15 protein-coding genes are annotated in these 16113 nt (G+C 68.8%); 10 read left to right on the top strand and 5 right to left on the bottom strand.

The window, feature by feature from the left end; translation table 11 throughout:
- The first annotated feature begins 13 nt into the window (after positions 1-13).
- Positions 14-949: an NAD(P)-dependent oxidoreductase gene (locus ACO073_RS02055; RefSeq protein ID WP_421994766.1), complete on the top strand. Its 936-nt coding sequence runs from the start codon at positions 14-16 to the stop codon at positions 947-949.
- Positions 950-997: 48 nt separating this feature from the next.
- Here the strand turns inward: ACO073_RS02055 and ACO073_RS02050 are convergent, their stop codons facing one another.
- The gene (locus tag ACO073_RS02050; protein ID WP_421994764.1) at positions 998-1798 is read right to left on the bottom strand and encodes an aldo/keto reductase; all 801 of its coding nucleotides are present in this window, start codon (positions 1796-1798) and stop codon (positions 998-1000) included.
- 80 nt (positions 1799-1878) lie between these two features.
- Here ACO073_RS02050 and ACO073_RS02045 point away from each other — a divergent pair, with 80 nt between their 5' ends.
- From ACO073_RS02045 to ACO073_RS02025, 5 genes are all read left to right on the top strand, one after another.
- Entirely contained in the window at positions 1879-2829 is a 951-nt protein-coding gene (locus tag ACO073_RS02045) for a hemolysin family protein (RefSeq protein WP_421994762.1), read from the top strand.
- 13 nt (positions 2830-2842) lie between these two features.
- Entirely contained in the window at positions 2843-4354 is a 1512-nt protein-coding gene (lnt, locus tag ACO073_RS02040) for an apolipoprotein N-acyltransferase (RefSeq protein WP_421994760.1), read from the top strand.
- A gap of 202 nt (positions 4355-4556) precedes the next feature.
- Positions 4557-5012, top strand: a complete 456-nt coding sequence (locus ACO073_RS02035) for a helix-turn-helix domain-containing protein (RefSeq protein WP_421994758.1) — start codon at positions 4557-4559, stop codon at positions 5010-5012.
- A gap of 222 nt (positions 5013-5234) precedes the next feature.
- Positions 5235-6521, top strand: a complete 1287-nt coding sequence (gene metK / locus ACO073_RS02030; protein ID WP_421994756.1) for a methionine adenosyltransferase — start codon at positions 5235-5237, stop codon at positions 6519-6521.
- Positions 6522-6604: 83 nt separating this feature from the next.
- On the top strand, positions 6605-8782 hold the full coding sequence (locus ACO073_RS02025) for a peptidase domain-containing ABC transporter (RefSeq protein WP_421994754.1): 2178 nt from the start codon (positions 6605-6607) through the stop codon (positions 8780-8782).
- 19 nt (positions 8783-8801) lie between these two features.
- Here ACO073_RS02025 and ACO073_RS02020 read toward each other — a convergent pair whose 3' ends face one another.
- Genes ACO073_RS02020 through ACO073_RS02010 form a run of 3 tightly spaced genes read right to left on the bottom strand, consistent with a single transcriptional unit; the run spans position 8802 to position 10979 of the window.
- Positions 8802-9266 (bottom strand): MmcB family DNA repair protein, encoded by a 465-nt coding sequence (locus ACO073_RS02020; protein ID WP_421994752.1) that lies wholly within the window; start codon positions 9264-9266, stop codon positions 8802-8804.
- Positions 9267-9276: 10 nt separating this feature from the next.
- Entirely contained in the window at positions 9277-10491 is a 1215-nt protein-coding gene (locus ACO073_RS02015) for a tetratricopeptide repeat protein (protein ID WP_421994750.1), read from the bottom strand.
- Positions 10488-10979, bottom strand: coding sequence for a hypothetical protein (locus ACO073_RS02010; RefSeq protein WP_421994748.1), 492 nt, complete (start codon positions 10977-10979; stop codon positions 10488-10490). Before ACO073_RS02010 ends, ACO073_RS02015 begins: the two co-directional genes overlap by 4 nt.
- Positions 10980-11822: 843 nt before the next feature.
- Between ACO073_RS02010 and ACO073_RS02005 the strand changes: the two genes are divergently transcribed.
- Positions 11823-12473: a TetR/AcrR family transcriptional regulator gene (locus tag ACO073_RS02005; protein WP_421994746.1), complete on the top strand. Its 651-nt coding sequence runs from the start codon at positions 11823-11825 to the stop codon at positions 12471-12473.
- Between the two features lie 91 nt (positions 12474-12564).
- Here the strand turns inward: ACO073_RS02005 and ACO073_RS02000 are convergent, their stop codons facing one another.
- Positions 12565-13017, bottom strand: coding sequence for a c-type cytochrome (locus ACO073_RS02000; protein ID WP_421994744.1), 453 nt, complete (start codon positions 13015-13017; stop codon positions 12565-12567).
- Between the two features lie 150 nt (positions 13018-13167).
- Here ACO073_RS02000 and ACO073_RS01995 point away from each other — a divergent pair, with 150 nt between their 5' ends.
- The 3 genes from ACO073_RS01995 to ACO073_RS01985 all read left to right on the top strand — a co-directional run bounded on the left by ACO073_RS01995 (position 13168) and on the right by ACO073_RS01985 (position 16055).
- A complete protein-coding gene (locus tag ACO073_RS01995) occupies positions 13168-13863 on the top strand; it encodes a cytochrome b/b6 domain-containing protein (RefSeq protein WP_421994742.1) in 696 nt (231 codons plus the stop codon).
- Between the two features lie 78 nt (positions 13864-13941).
- Complete coding sequence (locus ACO073_RS01990) at positions 13942-14790, top strand: AAA family ATPase (protein ID WP_421994740.1); 849 nt, start codon at positions 13942-13944, stop codon at positions 14788-14790.
- Between the two features lie 83 nt (positions 14791-14873).
- Complete coding sequence (locus tag ACO073_RS01985; RefSeq protein ID WP_421994738.1) at positions 14874-16055, top strand: vWA domain-containing protein; 1182 nt, start codon at positions 14874-14876, stop codon at positions 16053-16055.
- The last annotated feature ends 58 nt before the right edge of the window (positions 16056-16113 follow it).

Below are 16113 nucleotides of genomic sequence, written 5' to 3'. Positions count from 1 at the left end.
GGAAGGAACGTTCATGCGCGTGGGATTCATCGGCCTGGGCACCATGGGCTCGGGCATCTCGGCCAATATGCGCAAGGCCGGCTACGAGATGGTGGTGCACGACGCCCGCCGTCAGGCGGCCGAGAATATCTGCGCCGCTGGCGCCACCTGGGCCGAGTCACCCAAGGCCGTCGCCGAGGCGACCGAGGTCGTCTTCACCTCGCTGCCGGGTCCGAAGGAGTTCGAAGCGGTCGTGAAGGGGGACAGTGGACTGCTCGCCGGCCTGACGCGCGGCCAGCCGCTGTTCGATCTCACGACCAACTCGCCGACCGTCATCCGCGGCCTGGAGCCGCTGTTCGCCGAGCGCGGCGCCGTGCTGCTCGACAGCCCGGTGAGCGGCGGCCCGGCCGGCGCGCAGTCGGGCAAGATGGCGATCTGGGTCGGCGGCGACGAGGAGGTCTTCAAGCGCTATCGCCCGGTGCTCGATTCGGCGGGCGACCAGGTCGCCTATATCGGACCGATCGGCTCGGCCTCGGTCGCCAAGCTGGTGCACAATCTCAGCGGCTACATGATCCAGACGGCGCTGGCCGAGGCCTTCACCATGGGCGTGAAGGCCGGCGTCGATCCGCTGACCCTGTGGAAGGCGGTGCGCAACGGCGTCACGGGCCGGCGCCGCACCTTCGACGGCCTCGCCGACCATTTCCTGCCCGACGTCTACGACCCGCCGCGCTTCGCGCTGAAGCTCGCGCACAAGGACGTGTCGCTGGCCACGCAGGTCGGCAAGGAGCATGGCGTGCCGATGCGCCTCGCCAACCTGACGCTGGAGGAGATGACCGAGGCGCTGGCGCGCGGCTGGGAAGGCCGCGATTCGCGCTCGTCGATGATCCTGCAGAAGGAGCGCTCGGGCCTCACGATCAAGTGCGATCCCGACGACATCGCCGCCATCCTGCGCGACAAGAGCAACGCGTAGTTTGCGAATTCCTCCCAGCGCGTTGCGCGCTGGGGAGGAAGAAATGCGCTACAGCATCGCGAGCGGCTGGCGGGTTTCCGGCGGCGGGAAGGCGCGGTCGAGCTCGGCCAGGAGCGCGGGCGTGAGCTCGACGTCGAGGGCGCCCCAGTTCTCCTCGACGCGCGCGCGGCTCGACGATTTCGGGATCGTGACCACGCCCGGCTGGGCCATGACCCATGCCAGGGCCAGCTGCGCCGGCGTGCAGCCCGCTTCGGCCGCGAGCTTCTTCAGCGCGGGCTTGCCCAGCAGGCGGCCCTGGTCGAGCGGCGAGTAGGCCATCAGGGGGATCGACCGTTCCCGCATCCACGGCAGGAGATCGAACTCGGGGCCGCGCCGCGACAGGCAGTACAGGACCTGGTTGGAGCCGTTCAGGCCCTTGTCGAGGCGGGCGGCGTCCTCCATGTCGTCGCGATCGAAGTTGGAGACCCCGAAGTCGCCGATCTTCCCCGCCGCGCGCAGGCGATGGAAGGCCTCGAACGTCTCCTCGAGGCGCGCCCCGCCCCGCCAATGCAGGAGGTACAGGTCGATGCGCTCGACGCCCAGCCGCTTCAGGCTGCGCTCGCAGGCGGCGACCGTGCCGCTGCGCGTCGCATTGTGCGGATAGACCTTGCTGACGAGGAAGGGCCGGCGGGCGACACCCTTGATCGCCTCGCCGACGATCTCCTCGGCCACGCCCTCGCCGTACATCTCCGCCGTGTCGATCATCGGGTAGCCGAGCGAGAGCCCGAACGTGAGGGCGTCGAGCTCGGCGGCGCGCCGGCGGCCGCTCTCGCCCATGCGCCAGGTGCCCAGCCCGAGGAGCGGCATCATTGCGCCCGAAGGAAGTTTGCAGGAACGCATGAGGAACATCCGACATTGCAACGCGTCGGCAATAGCCTATCTTATCGACCATGCCGGACTCCACTGCGCACAGTACGCCGCCGGGCGACGGCCCGGCCTCGGCAAGCGAGCCATACCAACCTCCGTCTTCGTCCATCGCGACGGAGGTCCCTTCGACGGGCGGCCTGCTGCGGGCCATCCTGCGTCGCCTGAGGCGTCGCGAGAAGAACGAGGCGGTCCGCGAGGCGATCGAGGAGCTGATCGAGGAGACGCCCGAGAGCGACACGCCGATCAGCGACGATCAGCGCGTCCTGCTGGCCAACATCCTGAAGCTGCGCGACAAGACGGTGGCCGACGTCATGGTGCCGCGCGTCGACATCGTGGCGATGGCCGCCGACACGCCGCTCGACGAGGTCGTGCGGCTGATCCAGGCCGAGGCGCATTCGCGCTACCCGATCTATCGCGAATCGCTCGACGACGTGATCGGCATGATCCACATCAAGGACGTGCTGGCCTACTGGGGCACGCCCAAGAAGTTCAACCTGCGCGACATATTGCGGCGCGTCGTGTTCGTGGCGCCGACGCTGCCCGTGCTCGACATGCTGCTCGACATGCGCCGCTCGCGCACGCACATGGCGCTGGTGGTCGACGAGTTCGGCGGCACCGACGGGCTGCTGACCATCGAGGACCTGGTCGAGGAGATCGTGGGCGAGATCGAGGACGAGCACGACGTCGCGCAGACGCCGACGGTGGCGCGCCGCGTCGATGGCACGATCGACGTCAACGGCCGCACCCCGATCGAGCTGCTCGAGCAGGAGATCGGCCGCGTCCTGTCGGAGGACGAGCGGCGCGAGATCGACACGGTCGGCGGCCTGATCTTCTCGCTGCTCGGCCGCATTCCCGAGCGCGGCGAGGTGGTCCGTCATCCGTCGGGCGTGGAGTTCGAGGTCCTCGACGTCGATCCGCGGCGCATCCGCCGCCTGCGCGTACGGCCGCCGAACACGGCACCGGCCGCCGTCTGACCGCCGAGCGGTGATGAATCTCAAGGGGTGGCGCGCCTCGGGCGCGGCCTTCGTGGCGGGCGCCGTCGCGGCGCTGGCCATGCCGCCGCTCTACTGGCTGCCGCTCGGCGTGATCGGCGTCTGCGCCTTCGTGTGGCTGTGGTCGGCCGCGCCGACGCCGCGGGCCGCCCTGGTGCGCGGCTGGGCCTGGGGCACCGGGCATTTCGCCGTGGGCTCCTACTGGATCCTCGAGGCCTTCTACGTGCCGCCGGCCGACTTCGCGGCGCTGGGGCCGCCGCTCGTGCTCGGCCTCGCCCTGCTGCTGGGCTTCTTTCCCGGCCTCGCCGCGTGGGCCTCGCGGCGGATCGTCGACCGCTGGCCCGCGCTGGCCGGCCGCTACGGCCGCCTCGTCGTGCTCGCCATCGCCTGGACCGCCGCGGAATGGCTGCGCGGCCACGTCTTCACCGGCTATCCATGGAACCCGCTCGGCCACGTCTGGGCGTTTGCCACGCCTTTGTTGCAAGGCGCGGCCTTGTTCGGCGTCTATGGGTTGGGCATGTTGACCTTCCTGGTCCTGGCCGCTCCCGTCGCCGGATGGTGGGCATCGGCCGCCGCCCTCGCGGTGGTCGTGCTGGCAGGACTTGCCGGCCATCTGGCCGTGGCGCCCGTCGCCGAGGGCGGGCCCTGGATTCGCATCGTCCAGCCCAACGTGCCGCAGGCGGACAAGTGGCGTGCGGCGACCCGCCAGGCCCAGCTCACCCAGCTCGTCGAGATGAGCCGCCGGCCCGGCTTCGATCGCCTGGCGGCGGTCGTCTGGCCGGAGACGGCACCCCCGCTGGTGATCGAGCCCGGCTCCCCGGCGCTCGACGTCATGAAGGCGGCGGTGCCGCCGGACGGATACCTGATCACCGGGGCGGCCCGCGGCACGCCGCGGCCCGAGGACGGCGTCTGGAACTCGCTGCTGGTGGTGGACCGGGCCGGCGGCATCGTGGCGCACTACGACAAGGTCCATCTGGTGCCGCTCGGCGAGTACATCCCCTTCCACAAGCAACTGGCACCGGTCTCGGGCTTCATCGGCCGCGGCTCGTTCGAGGTCGGCGAGGGGCGCGTGACCCTCGCTCCGCCGGGGCTGGCGTCGTTCTCGCCGATCATCTGCTACGAGGTCATCTTCCCGGCGGCGGTCACCGGTCCCGGCGCGCGGCCGCAATGGCTGCTCAATGTCACCAACGACGCCTGGTTCGGGTTGAGCAGCGGGCCCTATCAGCATCTCGTGAGCGCCCGGTTGCGTTCGGTCGAAGAGGGCCTACCTATGATCCGCGCCGCCAATACCGGCGTATCGGCAGTGATCGATTCCTACGGTCGCGTGCTCGCTTCACTCGATATGCGGCAGACAGGCATTCTCGATCACCGTCTTCCGCCGGCCCGGTCACCGACGCCCTATGGCCTTTGGGGCGACTGGACTTTACTTCTGCTGGTTGTGGCCCTTCTGTCGGTGCTGGTCGCGATCTTGCGCATTCGTCGGGATGACAGCACAACGACCGGATGAGAGGAGCGTCCATCTTCGGCTTGCATTATCAACATGAGCGGGTAATGTCATATGCAGCCCTGACGTGTAGATATGCATTTTTGCACAGATGGACTTGCAGATGGGCCACACTTTAGAAGCGTTTAGAGCGTAGTTCATACAACCTCCGTCGAAGGCGAGAGCTCCTTCGAGGATGAGAGCAGAGCGAGAGGAATAGAGACCCATGGCAAGATCACATCCCGTAGACGTCCATGTCGGCGCGCGCATGCGGCAGCGCCGCACGCTCCTGGGGATGAGCCAGGAGAAGCTGGGCACTGCCGTCGGCCTGACATTCCAGCAGATCCAGAAGTACGAGCGCGGCTCCAACCGCATCGGCTCGAGCCGCCTCTACGAGTTCGCCAAGGTCCTCGACGTGCCGGTCTCGTACTTCTTCGACGAGATGCCCTCGAACGCCCTTTCCGGCCGCCCGATGTCGGGTCGCGGCCGCAAGGGTTTCGGCGAGGCGGCGACGCCCTTCGAGCAGGAGAAGGATCCGCTCATCAAGCGCGAGACGCTGGAGCTGGTGCGGGCCTACTACAAGATCCGCGAAAGCCGCGTGCGCAAGCGCATTTTCGAGATGGTCAAGGCGGTCGGCGCCGCCAGCCATGCCGAGGTCCTGGGCGGCCGCAAGGGCCGCTAGACTGGCCGCTAGACCGGGCCGCGAAGCACGGGGCCGGCGGGATCCTTCACGCAGCCCCTTGATTTCCGATCACATCTGGAGTTTTTAGCGGCGCGGCTTCGATGGTCGTTGCCGCCGCGGACGGATTTGGACGACTTGCCACCGCGACAAAAAAGGCTAAGCCGGACGTTGGCGGCCCTTCCGCCCTGCCCGGAGTCCAGCGCGATCTGTGGGAGGGCTGTCTTGGCGCTCAAGGACTATATCTTTACCAGCGAATCGGTTTCCGAAGGTCATCCGGACAAGGTCTGCGACCAGATCTCCGACGCCGTTCTCGATGCTTTCATTTCCAACGACGTCAAGCTCGGCATCGCCGACGACAGCCACGCCAATACCCGCCTGGGCTGCGAGACCCTGGCCACGACCAACAAGATCGTGGTCGCCGGCGAAGGGCGCGCCTCGGCGCCGTTCATGCGCAAGTACGGCAAGCACACGGTCGTGAACCGCGAGGCCATCACCGAGATCGCGCGCGAGGTCGTGCGCGACATCGGCTACGACCAGGACGGCTTTTCCTTCCACGGCGCCGACGTCGAGGTCCTGCTGCACGGCCAGTCGCCCGACATCGCGATGGGCGTGGACGCCAAGAAGAAGGGCGGCAATCTCGGCGAGCAGGAGGGCGCGGGCGACCAGGGCCTGATGTTCGGCTTCGCCTGCCGCGACAGCGAGGAGTACGAGAAGGGCTCGTTCATGCCGGCCCCGATCTATTTCTCGCACAAGATCCTCGAGGTGCTGAGCAAGGCGCGCCGCTCGGGCGAGCTGCCCGACCTGCAGCCCGACGCCAAGAGCCAGGTCACCGTCCGCTACGTCAACGGCAAGGCGGTGGGTGCCACCAAGGTCGTCGTCTCGACCCAGCACAGGGAAGCCACGGCCAAGGGCCGGAAGTACAATTCCGGCATGATCCGCGAGATGATCGCGGGGCACGTGAAGAAGTCGCTGCCGGCCGGCTGGATGCCCAAGAAGGCGGCCGACTTCTTCGTCAACCCGACCGGCAACTTCGTCGTCGGCGGCCCCGACGGCGACTGCGGCCTCACCGGCCGCAAGATCATCGTCGACACCTACGGCGGCTACGCGCCTCATGGCGGCGGCGCGTTCTCGGGCAAGGACCCGACCAAGGTCGACCGCTCGGCGGCCTATGCGGCCCGCTACCTGGCGAAGAACGTCGTGGCCGCCGGCCTCGCCGACCGCTGCCTGATCCAGGTCGCCTATGCGATCGGCGTCGCCGACCCGATGTCGCTCTACGTCGACACGCAGGGCACCGGAAAGGTGGACGAGCGCAAGCTCGAGAAGGTGCTGTCGGACGTCTTCCCGCTGCGGCCGACCAACATCCGCCGCACGCTGCAGCTCAACAAGCCGATCTACCAGCGGACGGCGGCCTACGGCCATTTCGGGCGCAAGCCGGAGAAGGACGGCGGCTTTTCCTGGGAGCGCACCGACATGGTGCCGGAACTGAAGCGGGCTTTCGGCGCGCGTTAAGTTTTAGTCCTAAGCGATTGTTTTTTCGCGAATAATCGATAGAGTCAGAGGGGCAATAACAAGTCTGCCGGAGCAGACGGCGAATGGCCCCTCTGGAGATCGGCGACCCCTCGCCGACCACTTGGAACGGCGAGGTCGGCCGGCCGATCGACACGCTGATGCGCGCCTTCCTGTACGTCGCGCAGCAGGCGGGCCGGCCGGTCAGCGAGGCCGATGTCCGTCAAATCGCTTCGGTGCCCGCGGGCGGGCTCGACGAGGCCGGCTTCCGCGCCGCCGCCGGCCGGCTTGGCCTGCACGTTCGCGCCCTCGATCTCGAGGCCGAAGGCCTCGACCGCCTGCCGTTCCCCGTCGTGCTGGTGTCGCCCGGCCGGCCCGCGCACGTCGTCGTGGCCGGAGAGGGCGGCCAGTGGGCGGTGCTCGACGTCGTCGAGGGCCGCGCCTGGCACCTGCCGGCGGACGCGGTGCTGGCGCTCGGCACGCGCGCGCTGGCGGTTCGCGAGCGCCTTCCCGACGAGGTCGACGAGCGCTGGTACGGGCCGCTGTGGCGCCGCCTGCGTCCGGTCGTCCTGAAGCTCGCCGCCGCGTCCTTCGTCATCAACGTCCTCGCCCTCGCGACGCCGCTCTTCATGATGCTGCTGCTCAACCGCATCGCCGGCCACGCGCCGGCCGATGCGGCCGCGATCGTGGCCGCCCTGTGCGCCGGCATGGCGGTGGTCTACGGCCTCGACTTCGTGCTGCGGCTCGCGCGCGGCTGGCTGTCGGTGCGAGCCGGCGCGCGCCTCGACGCAGAGATGAACGTCGAGGCGCTGCATCACCTCCTGCAGCTCCCCTATCGCCATTTCGAGCGCACGCCCTCGGGCGTCATCGCCGAGCGGTTGCGCCAGCTCGACGTGCTGCGCGGCTTCCTCACCGGCCACATGCCGGTGCTGGCTATCGACATCCTGTTCGCCGTCCTGTTCCTGGCCGCCACCCTGGCGATCGACGCCACGCTGGGCGCGATCGCGGTGGCTGCCGTGCCGGTGCTGATCGGCGTGTCGCTGGCGACCCACCGTGCGCAGCGGCGGCTGGCGGAGCAGAGCTTCCAGGCGCTGGCGGCCAAGAGCTCGGCGCTGGCCGAGACCGTCGCCAACGCCGCCACCATCAAGGCGCTGGCGCTCGAGGCCGAGATCGAGAAGCGCTGGCAGGCCCGGGTCGAGCAGTCGGCCGCGACCGGACTGCGCGCCGGCAACCTCGCCAGCATCGCGGCCAGCGCCTCGGGCACGCTGCAGCTCTTCGCCTCGCTGGCGATCGTGACGGTCGGCGTGATGGCGGTGGTCGATCACCGGCTGTCGGTGGGCGCGCTGGTCGCCGCCAACATGCTGGCCGTGCGCGCCCTGCAGCCGATGCGGCAGCTCGCGGTGGCCTGGCATCAGGTTCAGGCCGGGCTGGCCGCGTTCCGCCGCATCGACGAGCTGATGGAAGAGGAACCGGAAGCGGCCGCGGGCGCGCGTTCGCCCATGCCCGCCCTCACGGGCGGCATCGTGTTCGAGCAGGTCGGGTTCCGTCCCGACGAGCGGCGTCCGGCCGTCCTGCAGGACGCCGACATCGACATCGCCGCCGGCGAGATCCTGGGCATCGTGGGTCCGTCGGGGGCCGGAAAGTCGACGCTCGCCAACCTCCTCCAAGGCCTGTACCGGCCGACGGCCGGCCGCGTGCTCGTCGACGGCACCGATCTCGCCCACCTGTCGCCGGCGCTGCTGCGCTCGCAGATCGGCGGCGTGCCGCAGGACGTCCAGCTCTTCACCGGTTCGGTGCGCGAGAACATCGCGCTCGGGGTCGTCGACAAGGATCCGGCGCGGATCGTCGCCGTCGCGCGCTTCGTCGGCGCGCACGATTTCATCCAGCGCCTGCCGCAGGGCTACGACACGGTGCTCGGCGAGCGCGGCCAGGGCCTGTCGGCCGGCCAGCGCCAGCTGCTCTGCATCGCCCGCGCGCTGCTGCGCAATCCGCGCATCCTGGTGCTCGACGAGGCGACCAGCGCCCTCGATCCCGCCACCGAGGAGCAGCTCTTGCGCCGGCTCAAGGCCAACACGCGCGGCCGCACGGTGATCATGATCACGCACCGCCTGGCCCCGCTCGCCATCGCCGATCGGGTCGCGCTGCTGATGGACGGCCGCATCGAGCGCATCGGAACGCCATCGGAGGTCATGGCCTATGCGCGCATCCGCATGGCCGAGGCGAGCCGAGGCGCGGGCCCGCGCCGCGTCGCGGTGCCGGCCTGATCCGGCGCGCCGCCCGGGTTCAGGCGAAGTCGCCGAAGTCGGGATCGTCGAGGCGGGCCAAGCGTTCCGACGCCAGCCGCGCGCAGTCGATCAGCAGCGACTTGCGGCGCGCCGCGACGACCGGGCGCCGCGCCGGCACGCGCAGCACCTCGCCGCCATAGGCATCGGCCACGATCAGGCCGATCTCGCCGGGGATCAGCGGCTGGGGGAAGTCGACCGGCACGGCGACGTAGAGCTGGTCGCACCAGTCGAGGTAGTCGGGCCACTTGGCGTCGACCCGCCAATCCTCGACCGACGACTTGACCTCGACGATGACGATCTCGCCGCCGCGCCCCAGCGCGAAGATGTCGGCGCGCCGGCCGTCGGGCAGCGGCATCTCGAGCAGCACCGTATGGCCGGACTGGCGCATCATGCGGCAGGCGCCGCGGCAGACCGCGAGCGTGATCTCCGGTCGCGCCTGGCGCGGAACGGATGTCAGGCTCACGGCCTGAGACCTACCGACCGGGCGCGGGACGCGCCGGCGCGGCGGCGGGCTGGGCCGCGCCCTCGACGGGGCGTTCGAGCGTCGGCGTGAAGCGCTGCGCGAGCGCCTCGGCCTGCCGCCGGTCCTTGTCGCCCAGGGTCTCGGCGGTCTTCTGGCGCACGGTCTTCGAATCGGGATAGCCGCCGCGCTCGGCCAGCAGCAGCCACTTGAAGCCCTCGACCTTGTCGGCGGGGCCGGCGACGCCGCCGATCAGCATGAGCGCCAGCGCATGCTGCGCCGCCGCCAGGCCCTGCTGCGCCGCCCTCGTGTACCAGCGCAGCGCCTGCGCCTGGTCGCGCGGGACGCCGACTCCCGCGAAGTAGGCGTTGGCGAGCTTGAATTGCGCCGAGGGCACGCCGCCATTGGCCGCGACCTGGTACCAGCTCAGCGCCGACTGCACGATCTGCTCGTTCACCGCCTTGTCGCGCGAGGCGGGCGTCCGCGCCGCCATGTCGCCCAGCGCCAGCGCCGCCTCGGGGATGCCCTGGGCGCGCGCCTGCATCAGCCAGTGCTGGGCGGCGGGGAGGTCGCGCTTGATGCCGACGCCTTCGCTCAGCGCCAGCCCGTAGCGCAGCCCGGCCAGCGCATGGCCCTTCTCGGCCGCACGCCGGTAGAGATCGGCGGCCCGCACCGGGTCGGGAGCGACCTGCTCGCCGCCCTCCGACAGCGCCCGGCCGAGCGTGTAGAGCGCCTGCGGATCGCCGCTGACGGCCGCCTTCTCGAGCCAGGCGCGCGCCTGCACGACGTCGCGCGGCAGGCCCTGGCCGCGCAGGTAGAGGATGCCGAGATTGACCTGGGCCCGCATGTTGCCGGCAGCGGCCGCGCGCGCGAACAGCTCGGCCGCGCGCTTGTCGTCTCGCGGGACCCCGGCGAGGCCCTGGGCATAGACGAGACCGAGGCGGTGGTTGCCTTCGGCCGAGCCGGCGTCGGCGGCCCGCTGGATGGCGCGCAGCCCATCGCGGCTGGCGCCGCGCTCGAGCAGGACGGCGCCGAGCCAGGCCTCGGCGTCGGGATTGCCGGGGGCGAGGGTCCGCAGGCTCGCCTCGGCGCGCGCCAAGTCGCCGGCCCGGTAGGCCTCGACCGCCGGCCGCAGTGCCGGCGACACGTCCGCGCCGCCCTGCTGGGCGTGTGCCGCCCCGCTCAGGGCCAGCAGCGCCGCGAGCAGGGCCAGCGGGCGTGACGTCATTTCGTCTTGAAGGTGTAGGACGTGGCGGCGGCCTTGGCCTTCTCGATCTCGTCGGGCTTCATCTCTCGGGCCAGCTGGTCCAGGGCCTGCGGCGACACCGGCCCGTGCCAGCGCTCGGCGATCGCCACCCACTTGTAGGCTTCCGGGATGCTCTTCGGCACGCCCTTGCCCTCGGCATAGGCGCCGGCGACCGGCAGCATGGCCGGCACGTAGCCGCGCTCGGCCGCGTCGAGCAGCATCGGCGTCGCCTTGTTGACGTCGTAGAACTTGGATTCCGGATTGCCGTAGATGTACAGGCCGGCGAAGAACTGGGCGCGCGGATCGCGCTCCTTGACCAGGACCTGCAGCTCCTTCTCGGCCGTCACAAGGTCGTTGGCCTGCATGGCCTTCACGGCCTCCTCGAGGCCGGCCGCGGCGGGTTGGGCGGTGGCGACCAGGGCAACGCCGGCGAGGGCCAGCAGCGCGCGGGGGGAACGATGAAGTCGCACGGTCGAGAACTCCCGGGAACGAGAAGGGGCGCCGTCGGCCTCTCGGGGTGAGCCTGTCGTGCCGCCGGATAGAATGCGTTTACCACGGAATTGAGGCCGAATCAGACTCGCGAGACCGCCCGGGCCGCACCCTCTGGCCGTCGTGAGACTTGTTGCAGTGCAAGAAGAACCCGGAATGACAGGATGGGCCTGTCTGCAGCCTCGCCGGGCACAGCAATGGCACAGGAGTCGAGCGTTTTTGGCCTTTTCTGCTTTCCCTTTTTTGACTATCTCAATTGCCCGAGCCGTGACAAAACCTTGAATTAGCGAGGGGCTATCCCCTGCAGATATGCAATTTTGCAACTAACGCGACGCCGACCCATTTGTTAGGTTCACATCATCAGAGACTGTCAAGGCTGGTTCGAACCACCGAGAGGTTCTTGCATCCAGGGCGACGCTCCGGCGCCTGGCCCGTCAAAGCGAGATTTCCATTGCCCGCCGGCGGCTCCCCAAGCCGCTCGTTGAAGCCCCCTTCCCACACACCCCAAGGCTTCGACACCCCACACCCAGGCGGGCTCTAAAGGAAGGCCGGTCGTTCCCCAAGCGACCGGCCTTTCGTATTTCGGGGTGCCGGCTTCTGCCGGGGCGGGGTCAACCGGCGATGGAGAATGGGGCTTCGGCAGCTGGCGATCGAAATGCCCTTCAGAGCCTGAGATCACCCAAAAATGTCTATCTCGGCTAGTGAAAATGCAGCAAAAGCAGGGGTCGACGGGTTCTTAGATATGCATTTTTGCAAGTTACGATCCGCGACCACCATGGTAGGGTTTGTGGATTGGGGAGCAGTTTCGGTCGGTCGGTCAAACTATGAAAATTGTCGGTTTCCCGATTGACGTTTCGCAGTGCCAGGATGGCCGCATCGTCCGGGGCCTCCGCACCCGCCAGACGCTCCTTCAGTCGGCCCTGGACCTCATCCAGGCCGGTGACATCGAGCCCTCGGCGACCGCCATCGCCACCATCGCGGGGGTCAACCGGCGGGCGCTTTTCGAGCAGTTCCCGTCACTTGCCGATCTTTATAGCGCGGCTTTCGAGCTGGCAGTGGGGCGGGCCTTCGACGGCAATCGTCCGGTCGAGGCCGCGGCGCCGCTGGCCAGCCGGGTCGAGCGGCTGGTCGCCGATCGCGCGCGGCTGTTCGAGGAATGGCTGCCGGTCTGGCACTTCGCCGAGCGCGTGCGCGGCACGGCGCCGGCGGTCGGCTCGGGCCTGGTGGTGCTGCGCCGGCGGCTGCGCGAGCGGCTGGCCGCGTGGTTCTCGGCCGAGCTCGAAAGTCTCTCGCCGGGCACGCGCGACGTCGTGCTCGATTCGCTCGACGTCGCCTTCGGGCTCGACAGCTGGATGAACCTGCGCCAGCGCCAGAGGCTGTCGCCCATGAGCGCGTCGCGGACCTGGCGCTTCACCGCCCAGGCCATCGTCCAGCAGGCTCTCACCGATCCCGGACGCGGCGCCGCGGCCGCCTGACGGCCGGCACCGAAAGCGGCGCAAGGAACCTTCGCAAGAAAAAGGGCGGCGGCCGAAGCCGCCGCCCGCGCGGCCGCCGTTGCGGCGGCGATCAGTTCGCCTTGGCGCGGAACTTGTCGTGGCAGGCGCCGCACGTCTTGCCGGTCTCGGCGAAGGCCGCCTGCAGCTTGGCCATGTCGCCCGAGCCCGCCGCCGCGGCGAGATTGTCGTAGGCGACGTCGGCTGCCTTGCTCGCGGCCTCGAAGCCGGCCCGGTCGCTCCACACCGTCGGCAGCGCCTTGGTGTCCTTGTCCGAGCCCGGCGGGAACATCTTCACGAACGCCGCCTCGAGCGTCTTGAGCTTCGCCGCCTGCTCGACGGCGCCGGAGGTCGGGCCCTTGGCGTCGATGATGCCCTTGATGGCCCGCATCGCCGCGCCCGCCTGCTTGCGGTTGTCCTGCCGCTGCTTGACGATATCGGCCTGAGCAAAGGCGATCGTCGTTCCGCCGACGACCGCGCCGGCCGCCACTGCACTCACGATCGCTACGATCAGCGTCCTCTTCATGAAGCCATCCCCTATGAAATCCTTGCGACCGGCGGCATGTTTCGCTCGACGGCGCAATATTTGTTGCAGAGGTTCGGCCCAAAGCGAACAGGGCCGGACGGCAACTTGTATCACGACTGCGTGTGGTTGGCGGACCCGGGGGAGAAGGCGATGGCGGAGAGAACGGTCGACAAGGTGCGCATCTGGGATCTGCCGGTGCGGCTTTTCCATTGGGCGCTCGTGATCCTTCTGGCGACGTCCTACTTCTCGGGACAGGCCGGCGGCGACTGGATGAACCTGCACTTCTGGTCGGGCTACGCGATCCTCACCCTGCTGATCTTCCGCATCGCCTGGGGCTTCATCGGCTCGACGACGGCGCGCTTCTCCGGGTTCGTCCGCGGACCGGTCGCCGCCATCGCCTACCTGCGGGCACTGGCGCGCGGCGAACGCACCTACGACATCGGGCACAATCCGGCGGGCGGCCTGATGGTCGTGGTGATGATCGTCGCCGTGCTGATGCAGGTCGTGGCCGGCCTGTTCGCCGCCGACACCGACACCGGCATGGTGAACGGTCCGCTCGCCAACCTCATCGCCGACAAGTGGGTCGACCGGCTGACCGAGTTCCACGAGTTCTGGGTCAACATCCTGCTGCTGCTGATCGCGGTGCACGTGCTGGCCGCGATCGTCTATCTCGTGTGGAAGCGCCACAACCTGATCCGCGCCATGGTCACCGGCGCCAAGCCGGTCGAGCTGGTGGCGCCGCCCGGCGCACCGGCGCCCGTGCTCGCTTTCGCCTCGGGCTGGCTGGCGCTCGCCGTGCTGGTCGTCTCGGCGGCCATCGTCTACCTCGTGGTCCGGCTGGGGTGAGCCCCGGCGGCGGCCTTGCTGCGGCACGGACCCCCCACTAGGGTGACCCGAGCCTCCGTGAAACCTGGATTTTGCACCATGAAATTTACCGGTACCGATTCCTACGTCGCCAGCGACGACCTGCGCGTGGCCGTCAACGCGGCGATCGCCCTGCAGCGCCCGCTGCTGATCAAGGGCGAGCCGGGCACCGGCAAGACCGTGCTCGCGCACGAGGTGGCCAAGGCGCTGGGCGCGCCCCTGATCGAGTGGCACATCAAGTCGACGACCAAGGCGCAGCAGGGGCTCTACGAGTACGACGCGGTCAGCCGCCTGCGCGACAGCCAGCTCGGCGACGAGCGGGTCAAGGACATCAGCAACTACATCAAGCGCGGCAAGCTGTGGGAAGGCTTCACCGCCGAGCAGCGGCCGGTCCTGCTGATCGACGAGATCGACAAGGCCGACATCGAGTTCCCCAACGACCTTCTGCTCGAGCTCGACCGCATGGAGTTCTACGTCTACGAGACGCAGCAGGTCATCAAGGCGAGCCAGCGCCCGGTGGTGATGATCACCTCGAACAACGAGAAGGAGCTGCCCGACGCCTTCCTGCGCCGCTGCTTCTTCCACTACATCCGCTTCCCCGACCGCGAGACGATGACCCAGATCGTCGACGTCCACTACCCCGACCTGCAGCGCAACCTGCTGCGCGAGGCGCTGAACATCTTCTACGACATCCGCGAGGTGCCGGGCCTGAAGAAGAAGCCGTCGACCTCCGAGCTGCTCGACTGGCTGAAGCTGCTGATGGTCGAAGAGATGCCGGCCGAGGCGCTGCGCTCCAAGGATTCCAAGCAGCTCATCCCGCCGCTGCACGGCGCCCTGCTCAAGAACGAGCAGGACGTCCATCTTTTCGAGCGGCTGGCCTTCATGGCGCGGCGCGAGCAGCGGCAGTAGGGTTCATTGGAGCGTGGACCTCCAGGTCCGCATCATGATGATGAGCGGACCTGGAGGTCCGCGCTCCGCCTGAGGAGAGTTCGATGTTCACCAACTTCTTCCTCGAGCTGCGCCAGGCCAAGGTGCCGGTCTCCATCAAGGAGTACCTCGCCCTGATGGAGGCCATGGACAAGGGCGTCGCCGACTACAGCGTCGACGACTTCTACTACCTGTCGCGCGCGGTGCTGGTGAAGGACGAGCGCAACCTCGACAAGTTCGACCGTGTGTTCGGCCACGTCTTCAAGGGCCTCGAGGCGCCGGCCGGCGAGGGCGCCGCGGCCGAGATCCCCGAGGAATGGCTGCGCAAGCTCGCCGAGAAGCTCCTCACCGAGGAGGAGAAGAAGCAGATCGAGGCGATGGGCGGCTGGGAGAAGCTCATGGAGACGCTGAAGAAGCGTCTCGAGGAGCAGCAGAAGCGCCACCAGGGCGGCAGCAAGTGGATCGGCACGGCCGGCACCTCGCCGTTCGGCGCCTACGGCTACAATCCCGAAGGCGTGCGCATCGGCCAGGACAAGAACCGCGAGGGCCGCGCCGTCAAGGTCTGGGACAAGCGCGAGTACAAGAATCTCGACGACACGGTCGAGATCGGCACGCGCAACATCAAGATCGCGTTGCGCCGGCTGCGCAAGTTCGCGCGCGAGGGCGCCGAGGTCGAGCTCGACATGCCCGACACGATCCGCTCGACGGCGCGCAACGCCGGCTACCTCGACATCAAGATGATCCCCGAGCGGCGCAACAAGGTAAAGCTGCTGCTGCTGTTCGACATCGGCGGCTCGATGGACGCCCACATCCGCGTCTGCGAGGAGCTGTTCTCGGCGGCGCGCTCGGAGTTCAAGCACCTCGAGTTCTTCTACTTCCACAACTGCCTCTACGAGAAGCTGTGGAAGGACAATCGCCGCCGCCACGTCGACACCTTCTCGACCGCGCAGCTGCTGCACACCTATCCGCCGGACTACAAGGTGATCTTCATCGGCGACGCCTCGATGAGCCCGTACGAGATCGCCTATCCCGGCGGCTCGGTCGAGCACTGGAACGAGGAGGCGGGCCAGGTCTGGATCCAGCGCATGGCCGACACCTATCACAGCATGGTTTGGCTGAACCCGGTGCCCGAGCGGCACTGGAGCTACACGCCGTCGATCCAGCTGCTGCAGCAGCTCAGCAGCAACCGCATGTTCCCCCTGACCCTGGGCGGTCTCGACAGCGCCATGAGGGAACTCAACAAATAACAGCCGGAGCGCGGACCTCCAGGTCCGCTCGAGACTCATGATGCGGACCTGGAGGTCC

It is taken from the genome of Reyranella sp. (genome assembly GCF_965229815.1).
Classification (GTDB): domain Bacteria; phylum Pseudomonadota; class Alphaproteobacteria; order Reyranellales; family Reyranellaceae; genus Reyranella.
Note: the sequence above shows the minus strand (reverse complement) of the source record. Positions and strands in the feature narration are given on the sequence as shown.

Coding starts and splice junctions, on each gene's coding strand:
- ACO073_RS02055 (WP_421994766.1), top strand. CDS start 14: ATGCGCGTGGGATTCATCGGCCTGGGCACCATGGGCTCGGGCATCTCG.
- ACO073_RS02050 (WP_421994764.1), bottom strand. CDS start 1,798: ATGATGCCGCTCCTCGGGCTGGGCACCTGGCGCATGGGCGAGAGCGGC.
- ACO073_RS02045 (WP_421994762.1), top strand. CDS start 1,879: ATGCCGGACTCCACTGCGCACAGTACGCCGCCGGGCGACGGCCCGGCC.
- lnt (WP_421994760.1), top strand. CDS start 2,843: ATGAATCTCAAGGGGTGGCGCGCCTCGGGCGCGGCCTTCGTGGCGGGC.
- ACO073_RS02035 (WP_421994758.1), top strand. CDS start 4,557: ATGGCAAGATCACATCCCGTAGACGTCCATGTCGGCGCGCGCATGCGG.
- ACO073_RS02025 (WP_421994754.1), top strand. CDS start 6,605: ATGGCCCCTCTGGAGATCGGCGACCCCTCGCCGACCACTTGGAACGGC.
- ACO073_RS02015 (WP_421994750.1), bottom strand. CDS start 10,491: ATGACGTCACGCCCGCTGGCCCTGCTCGCGGCGCTGCTGGCCCTGAGC.
- ACO073_RS02005 (WP_421994746.1), top strand. CDS start 11,823: ATGAAAATTGTCGGTTTCCCGATTGACGTTTCGCAGTGCCAGGATGGC.
- ACO073_RS02000 (WP_421994744.1), bottom strand. CDS start 13,017: ATGAAGAGGACGCTGATCGTAGCGATCGTGAGTGCAGTGGCGGCCGGC.
- ACO073_RS01995 (WP_421994742.1), top strand. CDS start 13,168: ATGGCGGAGAGAACGGTCGACAAGGTGCGCATCTGGGATCTGCCGGTG.
- ACO073_RS01990 (WP_421994740.1), top strand. CDS start 13,942: ATGAAATTTACCGGTACCGATTCCTACGTCGCCAGCGACGACCTGCGC.
- ACO073_RS01985 (WP_421994738.1), top strand. CDS start 14,874: ATGTTCACCAACTTCTTCCTCGAGCTGCGCCAGGCCAAGGTGCCGGTC.